The organism is Atlanticothrix silvestris CENA357, assembly GCF_016056295.1.
GTDB lineage: Bacteria > Cyanobacteriota > Cyanobacteriia > Cyanobacteriales > Nostocaceae > Atlanticothrix > Atlanticothrix silvestris.
The window spans coordinates 17752-29850 of the sequence record NZ_JAECZB010000113.1; the positions used below are offsets into that span (position 1 = coordinate 17752).

Annotated in this window: 10 protein-coding genes; 4 read left to right on the plus strand and 6 right to left on the minus strand. The window is 41.1% G+C overall.

Translation table 11 applies throughout. From position 1 onward, the window contains the following. Positions 1–70: 70 nt before the first annotated feature. From I8751_RS29025 to I8751_RS29035, 3 genes are all read right to left on the minus strand, one after another. Entirely contained in the window at positions 71–1432 is a 1362-nt protein-coding gene (locus tag I8751_RS29025; protein ID WP_214442533.1) for an NAD(P)/FAD-dependent oxidoreductase, read from the minus strand. Positions 1433–1652: 220 nt separating this feature from the next. After that, positions 1653–2243 carry a hypothetical protein gene (locus I8751_RS29030; protein ID WP_214442596.1) on the minus strand — a complete coding sequence of 197 codons (591 nt, stop codon included), beginning with the start codon at positions 2241–2243 and terminating at the stop codon, positions 1653–1655. 85 nt (positions 2244–2328) lie between these two features. Further along, the gene (locus I8751_RS29035) at positions 2329–3582 is read right to left on the minus strand and encodes an urease accessory protein UreH domain-containing protein (RefSeq protein WP_214442534.1); all 1254 of its coding nucleotides are present in this window, start codon (positions 3580–3582) and stop codon (positions 2329–2331) included. 277 nt (positions 3583–3859) lie between these two features. Between I8751_RS29035 and I8751_RS29040 the strand changes: the two genes are divergently transcribed. From I8751_RS29040 to aroH, 3 genes are all read left to right on the plus strand, one after another. Then, positions 3860–4882: a M20/M25/M40 family metallo-hydrolase gene (locus I8751_RS29040; protein WP_214442535.1), complete on the plus strand. Its 1023-nt coding sequence runs from the start codon at positions 3860–3862 to the stop codon at positions 4880–4882. A 327-nt stretch (positions 4883–5209) separates the two neighbouring features. Next, the gene (gene aroF, locus I8751_RS29045; protein ID WP_214442536.1) at positions 5210–6307 is read left to right on the plus strand and encodes a 3-deoxy-7-phosphoheptulonate synthase; all 1098 of its coding nucleotides are present in this window, start codon (positions 5210–5212) and stop codon (positions 6305–6307) included. Between the two features lie 257 nt (positions 6308–6564). After that, the gene (gene aroH, locus I8751_RS29050) at positions 6565–6978 is read left to right on the plus strand and encodes a chorismate mutase (RefSeq protein WP_214442537.1); all 414 of its coding nucleotides are present in this window, start codon (positions 6565–6567) and stop codon (positions 6976–6978) included. A gap of 678 nt (positions 6979–7656) precedes the next feature. On the opposite strand, the gene I8751_RS29055 is transcribed toward aroH, so the two are convergent. Together I8751_RS29055 and I8751_RS29060 are read right to left on the minus strand one after the other, a co-directional pair. Beyond that, complete coding sequence (locus I8751_RS29055; protein WP_225894503.1) at positions 7657–8157, minus strand: hypothetical protein; 501 nt, start codon at positions 8155–8157, stop codon at positions 7657–7659. Between the two features lie 338 nt (positions 8158–8495). Continuing rightward, positions 8496–9617 carry a D-alanine--D-alanine ligase family protein gene (locus I8751_RS29060; protein WP_214442539.1) on the minus strand — a complete coding sequence of 374 codons (1122 nt, stop codon included), beginning with the start codon at positions 9615–9617 and terminating at the stop codon, positions 8496–8498. Positions 9618–9901: 284 nt separating this feature from the next. Here I8751_RS29060 and I8751_RS29065 point away from each other — a divergent pair, with 284 nt between their 5' ends. Continuing rightward, positions 9902–10753 (plus strand): lysophospholipid acyltransferase family protein, encoded by an 852-nt coding sequence (locus tag I8751_RS29065; RefSeq protein WP_214442540.1) that lies wholly within the window; start codon positions 9902–9904, stop codon positions 10751–10753. Positions 10754–10822: 69 nt separating this feature from the next. On the opposite strand, the gene I8751_RS29070 is transcribed toward I8751_RS29065, so the two are convergent. Then, positions 10823–11434 carry a DUF4360 domain-containing protein gene (locus I8751_RS29070; protein ID WP_214442541.1) on the minus strand — a complete coding sequence of 204 codons (612 nt, stop codon included), beginning with the start codon at positions 11432–11434 and terminating at the stop codon, positions 10823–10825. Positions 11435–12099: the final 665 nt, after the last annotated feature.

A 12099-nucleotide genomic window follows, 5' to 3' on the forward strand; every position in this document is an offset into this window, starting at 1 on the left:
AATTTACCTATAAACAACATCAATTAGACAGCTAGGGGTTTCAATTCAGTGATACTACAAAACAAAAATCCTAAAGCTTAACTGGCTGCTTCTTTTCTGGAGTCTGGTAAGTGCTGCTATTGTTAATACTTTTTGCTTCTACAAAAGCTTCTCGGCCTGTAATTAATCTAGAGCGACGATTACGAGTGATATAATTCCACGCCCACTGAAATACTACTAGTAATTTAGTGTCAAACTCGATTAAGAAGTATATGTGAACTAATAGCCAAAATGCCCAAGCCAGGAAACCTGTGAGTTTGATTAAACTTAAATCTACAACAGCTAAATTTTGCCCAATCATCGCCAAACTACCCACATCGTTGTAATGAAATTGTGGCAAAGTCTTACCTTGAAGCCGTCGTTGAATTAGTTTACCTACATACTCTCCTTGTTGTTTAGCTACGGGTGCAACACCAGGTAAAGGTTTAGCATCTTGATGGGAGAAGTTAGCTAAATCTCCAATTACGAAAATGTTGTCATAACCCTCGATAGACAAGTCAGGTTCTACAATTACACGGCCAGAGTAATCGCGCTCTACACCTGTAGTTTCTGCTAAGACTTTCCCCATTGGGGAACCTTGAACACCTGCTGCCCACAATATAGTTTTTGAGGCAATTTCTGTAAATTCATTGTCTTGCTTGAAAGTAACAATATCACCTTCAATATTTGTCACCCTGGTGTGAGTGTGGAGTTCTACACCCAACGTTTGCAAAGATACTGCTGCTGATGCCGATAACTCTGGCGCCATGTGTGGGAGGATGCGAGGGCCCCCTTGTAATAGTAAAATTTTTGTTTCTGAAGTATCGATGCTGCGGAAATCTTCTTTGAGAGTTTTGTATGCCAACTCGGCGATCGCACCTGCTAATTCTACACCAGTCGGGCCACCCCCTACAATCACAAAACTCAACCAAGCACGGCGTTTTTCAGGATCAGTTTCTTTTTCTGCGGCTTCAAATGCGCCAAATATCCGGCGACGCATTTCTATCGCATCTTCCACAGTTTTTAAGCCAGGAGCAACTTTTTCCCAGTTATCCTTACCAAAATAGGAATGGTTCGCACCTGTGGCAACAATTAATGTATCATAAGGTACTACTTCATCACCCAAAATAACTTGTTGTGTTTTCGGATCAATATCATTTACTTCTCCCAACAACACCTTTGTATTCTTGCTTTTGCTGAATACAGATCGCAATGGCGCGGAAATATCAGAAGGTGATAGCGTACCTGTGGCAACTTGATATAAAAGCGGCTGAAATAGGTGAAAGTTACGTTTATCAATGAGAGTAACATTTACACTCGCTTTCGCAAGAGCCTTTGCCGCATACAGTCCACCAAAACCACCACCAATGATAACAACCTGATGTGGTGTATTATTCTCAAGTGAGACTGCCATAAGAAATATTCCCTTGTGTTAAGAAGTTGTAACTATTCTTAACAAAGATGTAACAGCATTACGATAGAGGTTGCTGCTTATTTAGAACAATTGAAGAAAGAATGAAAGTAACCAAAGTTAGTAATGAGTCATTATTCAGAGGAAACAGTGTATCTTAATGATGATTTACGCAAAGTATCTCTAAAACTTTTATTCTTCCCTAACTTGTGCGTAAATCCTATTAATTTCTCCTTACTGTTTGGACTAGGAAAAATAGAATACCTAAGCCAAGAAGAATTGCCAGTACTGTCACAATCGTTCCTAAGCTAGTATTTATACTTTGTGTAGGTGCATTATTAACATCTTGTACAAGTTGTGAGTTTGCTGTTGTCCCAGATGCTACAGTGACTTCAAACTTGAATTTAAACGGTTTGAAACTAGCTCCATTGGCTGGGCTACCACTTAGCTGTAGTTGATAAGCCCCTGGCTTGGGGAAGATAATATCTGCACCAGGAATGCCTTGATAACGTTCGGCTGTCACAGGTGTTAAAGATGGCTCTAGTAGTGCTGGCTCTTTGGGGCTATGAGGTTCGGCATAAACAGCTAACTGACAGTTGCATTGTTTCAGAGGAATTACTTTTCCGCCTTTGCGAGTCAGGGCAAACCAAGCTTGTGTGGATTCCCCAGCACGCGGATTATCATTTGGTTCAATATGGAGAGTAGCACCGACATCTGATGATATTTCCACCTTATGGGCAGAAGCGGGGTGAACATTCGTTATGCTGATGACTAAGCAACTCAAAAAAAATAAATACTTGATGCTTCCTGACATCTGCCTAAAAACATTGTTGGTTAGGTAATGCCTCTGTTTGAAACTTGTTGAATGTTCACTCATGGAACTAGAAAACAGGAATAATTTACCGCGATTTGGTTGGGGGGACATAAAACTTTTCTACGCTTAACTTTGACCAAAAAAAACGCGAACGCACTAGCAACACACCGAGAGTAACAATTCCCAGCAGCACTGTTGCTAATTTATTCCCCCAAGTTGATTGCCAAGAACCCAGATAATGGGAACCAATCAACACCGCATGAATTGCACTCAAGAGCAAAGCTGGCACACTCAACAAATGAATCTGTCGCCAACGCTTGCCCAAGGATTTCTGCAATGATTCCCAACTTGTAAAAGCAGCGGGGGTCATTAATATCAATGCTACAGCACCCGCAGCCATGCCCCACTGAAACTCTAATGGCAAGAACAAGAAAGCGGCAAAATTCCATTGCAGTGAGTGTTCAATCATGTGGGTGGTGTGAACTATGGAAAGCACAAAAGCTCCCACTCCCAAAGCACGGCGGTAACGTAGAGGCGAAGCCCACAAACTGCTAATAGGACGAGCAATTAGCGCTAATATCAAACAGATCAATGCAGCATGTCCGGTGTAATCTACCATTGTGTCACCAGTCCGCAGCAAGGTGATCGCGCCAATGATGAGTGTAACCCAACCACCTAATCGAAATAACTGACTACGCCTGTCTTTACTTACCAAGGATGTGGAGACACCCACACCTAGCATTGTGGGTAAGGTTCCCAAGCCAAAAGCCAGCATGGTTGCTGTACCCATCCATAAATTGCCTGTCTCGGCGGCTTTGATTTGAGCAGCATACAAAAAACCACAAGGCATCAAACCCCAAGTCATCCCCAAAAGTATTGGTGTCCACCATTTGGTTTTTAAAGAAAGTTTAATCATGCCTGCACTCAGGCGATCGTGTAAACTTTTTTGTAATAGAGGATGTAATACAGGAATCCGAGGCAACCAGTTGGGTTTTACTTGCTCTAACCCAAACCAAATCAGCATCACACCAGTAACAATAGCCATGACGCGGCGGAAGTCACTACCAACACCTGCTAATTGTCCACCTTCTACCAAAACTGAACCCAGGGCTCCAATACCAGCACCAACCAAGGCATAGCTTAACATCCGCCCTAGGTTTAGCAGGGTGTGAAATTTTAATTGCTGTTGCCAAGAGATGAAATCGTCTAAGGAAGCTTTTTGTGGAGTCTTCTGCTGATGAGACAAAGAAAACGCCACTGTTAAAGGGCCACACATCCCAAAGCAATGCCCAAAACTACCCAGGAACCCTAGTATTGTGATCAGCAACAAATCTAGCATAAGTAAATTTCTGAGTCAGGGATTATACCAATTCGTAATTCGTAATTCATAATTCGTAATTATGAAAGTCTTACAGTATGTAAGCTTCTAGATTTGAATCTGTTACCTAATTTTAGAGAATTGGTATTAGGGGTTTGGAGCCAAAAGTTTTAGATAAACAACTCAGCACTCTTCTAGTGCGGAACTGTAAGTTAAATTGCGATCGCTGTCAAAAGACAAACCGTCAAACTTCAATGTTTACGTTACCCTAAGTTTTGGAGGCCAAGGATAAATTTGCATGAAAAAGTGGATTTGGCTAGTGCTGTTTGTACTGGTGGTAGTTGCCGTGGTGGGTAGCAGGGGTACTGTCAAGAGTGCATTTTTTGAACAGCGTCCCTCGCCAGAAATTGTAGAAAGTATTCCAGTGAGGAAGCCTCAACCACAGCCACAAGCAGTAAAAAGTACACCACAAGTGTCTGCTGACCAGCTATTAGCTCACATCCAAAAATTAAACTTTCAGCGCTACACAACAACGGAGCGATCGCTTACTCGCACTTATATCACAACTGAACTCCAAAAATTAGGCTGGAAACCCCAGTTAGAAAAATTTACCAATGGTGTTAATGTCTTTGCCGAACGACAGGGAACTGACAAAGCAGCCGGAGCAATTCTCGTAGCTGCACATTACGATACTGTAGCTTTTTCTCCAGGTGCAGATGATAATGCCAGTGGTGTAGCCGTAGTGCTAGAAGTTGCCCGACTTCTTGGTTCTCTATCAACACCAAGGACTTTGCAGTTAGCTTTTTTTGACCAAGAAGAAACAGGACTTTTAGGTAGTAAGGCTTTTGTTACCCAGACAGCACGTTTGCAAAATTTGCGTGGGGTGATAGTTATGGATATGGTGGGTTATGCTTGCTACACTGCGGGATGTCAGCAGTATCCCCCAGGATTACCCATTACTCCACCTAGCGATAAGGGCGACTTTTTGGCAGTAGTTGGAGATATAGAACATTTACCTTTACTGAATGCTTTTCAGAACTCACAGACTCTACCACCAGTTTTAAAATTGCCTATTCCTCTCAAAGGTTTGCTGACACCCGACACCCTACGCAGTGACCATGCCCCTTTTTGGTATCAAGGCGTGGGTGCAGTGCTGGTAACAGATACAGCTAATCTGCGTACTCCCCATTATCATCAACCTAGTGATGTGCCTGCAACTATCGAGCGATCGTTTTTCACAGGAGCAGCGCAGATTGTAGTAAATGCTACTACTAATTTGTTAGAAAGTAACGTTATCTTAAAAACTCAACCATCAAACTAACTAAACTGGTTCTGGCAATTTCATTTGATGCTTAGCTTATCAGGTAGAGGGCGGGGATACTGATGCAAAATATCAACGGGAGTTACAGAATCCAAGTATTAATAGCGAGTATTGATGCAATTTGATAAACCCTGTTAGTGCAGCAACAACAATTAGACGATTTGCACTATTAAAAACAGAATGTCAACAAATGTAAAGTTTGTGTTGGCTTGCGTAAAACTGAAAAACTGGACTGATTGATATTTGAAGGTTCAATGAGCAACATTGGTTTCAACTAAGAACTCTAGCAAAACAATTCATTGCAATATTTTTAGGAGATAGAAAGTAATGATTATCGTCATGAAAGCAGGTACACCATCAGTAGAAATTGAGCGCGTCACTGAAGAAGTTTGCCGCTATGAAATCATACCAGAAATATGTCAAGGTCAGCATAAAGCCGTAATTGGTTTAGTGGGCGAAACCGCAGAAATCGACACTAGACAAGTTCAAAATATTAGTCCTTTCATTGAGCAAGTTATACGAGTGAAAAAGCCTTTTAAACGTGCTTCTTTAGAATTTCGCTATGGAGAACATAGCGAAGTAGCCGTACCAACACCCAACGGAGTCATCACTTTCGGACAGAACCATCCTTTAGTAGTAGTTGCTGGGCCATGTTCTGTAGAAAACGAAGAAATGATTGTAGAAACAGCCCATGTAGTCAAAGCAGCCGGCGCACAATTTCTTCGCGGCGGAGCATACAAACCCCGGACTTCACCTTACGCTTTTCAAGGTCATGGTGAGAGTGCTTTAGACTTGTTAGCAAAAGCTAAAGAAGCTACCGGTTTAGGGATTATTACAGAAGTCATGGATGCTGCTGACTTAGACAAGATTGTTGAAGTCGCAGATGTGGTTCAAATTGGTGCGCGCAACATGCAGAATTTCTCCTTGCTGAAGAAAGTAGGCGCTATTGGTAAGGCAGTGCTATTGAAGCGGGGATTGTCAGCCACAATTGAAGATTGGTTGATGTCAGCGGAGTATATCTTAGCAGCAGGCAATCCGAATGTGATTTTGTGTGAGCGAGGAATTCGCACCTTTGACAAACAATATACACGTAATACTTTAGATATCTCTGCAATCCCAGTCTTGCGATCGCTGACTCATCTACCAATTATGATTGATCCTAGTCACGCTACTGGTAAATCGGAATTTGTCCAACCTATGGTCATGGCTTCTATTGCAGCTGGTGCAGATTCTTTAATGATTGAAGTTCACCCCAACCCAGCAAAGGCACTCTCAGATGGCCCTCAATCTCTAACATTAGAAGGATTTGAGGAACTAATGCAAGAAATGGCTCCTTTAGGCAAATTCTTTGGTCGTTGGTCTAAGAAAAATAGCACAACAATTCCTATGTTTGCTTCCCAAACTTACGCTACGGTTAGATTTTAAACAGATGGTATTACTACTGTAAATTGAATTTTTTGTAGCTGCGTAAAACTCTAATTTATCTCCGCGAAGTAGATAAAAATTCTAATTAGGGTCAGCTGATTAATTAAGTATTTAGATGTATAAATAGCATCTATCGTAGCTTAAAGTAGGGTGTAAGTTTTTGACCGCCTACACCCTTTGTCCAAATCCTTAACATGCCCAAGTCTGAAGTAACTGGCTATCCATTTAATTGAAAAATTTATTTCGGAGGAACTTATATGGAGTGGAAAGTTCGAGCAATTAGGGGTGCTACAACTGTAACAGAAAATTCTGTGGCAGCAATTAGAGAGGCTGTAACTGAGATGCTAGATGAACTGGAAGCCTACAATGATTTAGATCTTCGTGAAATTGTCAGTGTAACTTTTTCTGTGACTCAAGATCTAGATGCAATTTTCCCAGCTGCGATCGCTCGCCAACGTCCTCATTGGAGTAATGTACCTTTATTAGATGTGCAGCAAATGTATGTGAAGGGTAGCCTAAAACGTTGTATTCGGCTATTGATTCACTTTAATACCAAAGATCCTCTAGTCAAGATTTATCATCCCTATCTGCGTCAAGCCAGACATTTAAGACCTGATTTAAGTTTATCTTCTACAACTATGCCATTAAAAACAATGGTGCAGGCAAAATGAGCAAAGATTAAATTTATGATTAGGTGCATATCTCACTCTGCATAAAAATAAAACAGTAAAGTTTCGCAAATACTTTATAGCGGTTTTCAATTGCATAAAATACAGACCATTCGTAGGGGCACAGCATTGCTGTGCCCTATTTTGTATTACTAAAGTTGCAGTTGTTTTTCGCGGTCTGAGTTTTGAGTAATCAATAAAAAAGAGTGGGAGGAGGCATACCAATCGCCTCTAATCTCCCACTCTGGCATTTGCCGCTGTAGAGTTCAGGAATATATGTGAACGTTGCCCGTTATTTAGGGGGCTAATGTGTACGTCAACGACAACGTCCATACACATTTATGATTCCCGTTGCGACAAATGTCAAGCCTAATTATTAATGTTTATTTGTTCACAAAAATAGTTTTATTCCATATAAAAATTTTCAGAAAATCGCTAATCAAGTAGTTTGCTATTTTTGGTAGCCCCTGATAACAATAAACCTTGAAGTCGCTTATCTCTCTATAATTTAACTTAGGTAATTTCCACCTAGTTGCCAATTTGGCAGTTTTTTAAATTTTCTCGTAGCTCATTCATAACCTTTTAAAAGCTACTTATTTACAAGATAAATTAATAAGGGTACGGCATGACCGTACCCTTATCAACCGGCTGTTATATAAAAACTTTTCCGTTACCCTGATATTAAGAACTACGTAAAATTGCAGACAAGGAATTCTGTTTCCGAATATCCATTAAGTCCGCTAAAGATTCTTTGCTTTTTTTATCCAGTGGGTGTTTATGTTCTGCTGGCAAAACAGTCACTAAAGGCTTTGTTTTAGCTGGCATTGAAACAATAGGCTTTAGTGGTTGCATAGGCACAAAAACTGGCGGAGTACTGAGAGTCTTTGGTTCCCAGTTGCGGTGAGGTTTGGGTGTCAAAGGCGTAGGATAGCGGTTGATACGTTTCCGGCTGTTTTGCCGTGGCTGTATTGGACGGTTAAGTAGTCGCAAAAGAATAAAACAACCACTACCACAGCTGAGAGCGATCGCAACTACCATCCATAAAGGTGTAGGATTGCTATTCTCAGAGGGTGTTTTGATTGGTCTTTCAACTACAGCAGGGATTTCTTCTGGTTCTACTTGTTCTGCACCTCCAACATGGCCAAGGCTGTACAAAGCCAAGGCAGCACTTCCTAGAAACATTGTTAATAACCCAGTTAACAATAGCCAAGGATGATGTGTAACCAGGTATATAAAAATGTTCGAGCTGTTTGTTAGTCCCGACTTACTGTTTTTCCATTTTGGCGTTAGCCCTGTTACTTGGATTAGCTCATGCTGTACGCTCTGACTATTTTCCATGATTACTTTCAGATTTGTACCCCTCTATCTAGTCCCTGATTGTACTGGAGGAGGCAGCTATGAGGTATCCGTAGTCAAATTTCGGATTCAAGTAGCTTTTTTGTGACACTTATGCTACTAAATCCGATTTTTTTGGCAGAAACAGTGGTTTTAGCTAATTTGTCGTACATCATTGAGTTGAGCTATTGCTTCACTTCAGCAGCAGGATGCCTTTCCATAGCTAATTGAATTAAGCGATCTACTAATTCGCAAAAGGAGATTCCACTATAAGCCCAGAGTTGGGGATACATACTGGTAGCCGTAAAGCCAGGTAGAGTGTTGATTTCATTAATCAATACTTCTCCTGTAGCTTCCACGTAGAAAAAGTCTACTCTTGCTAACCCCGCAGCGTCAACAGCTGCAAAGGCTTGCAGCGCCATATCCTGAATTTGAAGGCTGACAGCATCCGTTAGCTGGGCAGGGATCAGTAAATCTGCTTTACCTTGGGTATATTTAGTTTCGTAATCATAAAAATCACTATTAAAAGAAATCTCACCAACGACAGAGGCTTGGGTTTGATCGTTACCTAAAACGGCACACTCTACTTCTCTAGCGACTACTCCCGCTTCTACAATTAATCTTCTGTCATAACCAGCAGCATTATCTAAAGCATTTTCTAATTCTTGTCTTGAACGCACTTTGGCAATACCTACAGATGAACCTAGATTAGCCGGTTTGACAAAACAGGGATAGCCTAATGTCGCCTCAATTTCATCACACAATTTAGGAAACACACAAGGATTTGACCATACTTGTGCTCTGGTTAAAGCCATATATTTCACCTGTGGCAATCCTGCTTGGGCAAAAGCCATTTTCATGGCAATCTTATCCATACCCATTGCCGAACCTAAGACCCCAGAACCAACAAAAGGAACTTGCATTAAGGTGAGTACACCCTGAATTGTCCCGTCTTCACCATTGGGCCCGTGCAGAACAGGAAACCAAACATCGACTTCCGTCACTTGGGGTGGTGATTGCCAACGCTTCAATAAAGCTTGGGTTTTAGAGTTAGAAATTAGTTGATTTTGTGCTTCAGATGCAGAATCTGAAGATTCCAAGTAGGGAATACCAGACTCTAAAACTTTTTGGGGTATTTCTCCTGCTAACCAACATCCATCTTTTTGAATGTAAAAAGGCAAGATTTCATACTTACTAGCATTTTGCTGGGCACTTAAAGCAAGCGCGATCGCTCTTGCTGAGCTAATCGAAACCTCATGTTCTCCAGAACGACCACCAAACAGCAACCCTACCCGCAGCTTAGACATCTTCAGTACCTTTACACTCCTAAAGCAGATAGCGTATCACAACCTGCTGAAGTTGCTATATTTTTACCTGAACTCAAGGATATAGCAGTTCTCGGTTGGGTACAGTACAGTTTTGATCTCTCTCGTTGTAAGAGAGAGACTTTGAATCTTACTCCTCTTCCCTTGTAGGGAAGGGATTGGGGGTTAGGTCTGTATTCGACTCAACTGCAAATCGCCATATTAGGTAAAATAAAAGACATAGGAAGAAAGTAGTAGACCATCAAAAATCCTGTAAAGATGCCTGGATGTTACAAAAGCAATACAAGCAGAATATAAAACCCGGCTGGTCTTTGGATGAGCGAGATCCAAAGTTTATTCAATCTCTAATGCCTTTAATGGGCTTTTTTTATCACTACTATTTTCGAGTTAAAACTAGTGGTTGGCATCATGTCCCACCTCAGGAAAAAGTTTTATTTGTTGGCTCCCATAATGGAGGACTAGCAGCTCCTGATATGGTGATGATGATGTATGACTGGTTCCAAAGATTTGGTGTTGAGCGACCCGTCTACGGTCTGATGCATCCCAAAGCCTGGCTAGTTAGTCCGCAATTAGCGCAAGTGGCTGCCAAGGCTGGAGCCATCATGGCTCATCCTAAAATGGCTTACGCCGCTTTACGCTCTGGAGCTAGCGTTTTGGTCTATCCAGGTGGCGCGGAAGATGTTTTCCGACCACATTATTTACGGAACAAAATTTATTTTGCCGGACGACAAGGATTTATCAAGCTAGCACTACGGGAAAATGTGCCGATTATACCTGTGATTTCTCATGGTGCCCACGATACACTGTTTGTACTAGCTGACTTCTACAAGATTGTGAAGCAATTACATGAGTGGGGAATGCCTTGGTTATTTGGGATTGATCCAGAAGTTTTTCCTGTTTATCTAGGATTACCTTGGGGATTAGCACTGGGGCCGTTACCTAACATACCATTGCCCGTACCTATGCAGACACGGGTTTGTCCACCAATTGTATTTGAACGTTATGGTCGCGAAGCAGCTTGCGATCGCCACTATGTTGCAGAATGTTATGAACTCGTTGTTAGCCTGATGCAGCAAGAGTTAGATTGCCTCTCTAGCCAAGTTGTGAGACATAGTTAACAAATTGACGTGCCACGCCATTAGGCGTGGCACAGCTACTAAAGACTTAATACATCTTCAGTTTCAAAATTAATTGCTAGGGCAGGTGCGATATTTAAGGTGATAAACCAAACCTCGGTGTGCAAGATCGAAAGAGTCAACAGTAGCCATCCCTTGACCTCTTGCAGCCATCGCAGCATTGACTCGCATGTTCAAACTGTCGCCACAGCGTGACCAGACATCAGCTACGGTCGCTAAACTATCTCGGACATTATAGTTAGTTTCACCATCGAATTGCCGAGAAAAAATAGGCCCGCGCTGACCAGCGAAAAAGTACTCTGCCCTTAAATTTCCAATAGTTTGAGGAGCGACATAGCCCCGATAATCGGCATCATAGAGGGAAATTTGGAAGCCTTGGGGTACTTTAATTGGAATGGTCAAATTACAGCTTTTGCGGCTTTCTCTAGGGTTGTTTGCCAGGGCTATAAACTTATCAAAGAGAATGCTTAACTCTTGACCATCGGGGCTAACATTCACACTAGCAGTTCCGCCAGGGCAACCACTACCGCCGTAACCTGCACCTATAATTTCCACTTTTGGTTCCGCAAAGGCGGGACTAACGAAAGCAGTCATTAGTGCAGCCGCAGCAAAAAAAGCTTGCAAAAGTGTAATAGATGTAGTTCTAAAAAATTTATTATTCATATTCACCTTCCTTCCTTAGAAGACAGTGTTTAGTTTCTAAGATAAATATTTGAAAATTTGCATTTTTTATTGAAGATTTTCCAGTATCGAAGAGGAAAACTCAATTTATGAGGATAATTTTGGTAAATAATGATTAAACAATTTTGAGATCAAATACAAGAGTCTCAAATCGTACAACAAATTAAGAGAATTTTTTTTAATGCATCCTCTTTGATGTCAATCTGCTTCTTCATTAATCTCCACTTTAAGAAGCAAAATATCACGAAACAAGTAAATATTTGTAACAGCATTAAGCGGAACTTTTAATCCTAATGCTGTACATTAAGTTTCCTTTTTTTCATATTTATATTCTAAAGCTTGGTTTAGCATAAATGGGATTTTTAGCAAATAAACTTAGCATTTTTAGTTTTATCGCTCCTTTTATCATGTTTGACTGCAAACAACTCCTTCATCCTTCATCTTTCTACTTTCTTACCCATGAGTGATATTTGCTTGATCACACCCTAAACGTAAATGTTCAGAGGCATGATCAATCTATAATGGTGCTAATACCAATTCACAAAAATCTTGATACATATAGATTTCTCGTAGAGAACATTGTTCCCTACCAACGTATTTGTATCATCATTAAAGTTAAATGATGTAAAAGTGCAGCATAATACGCC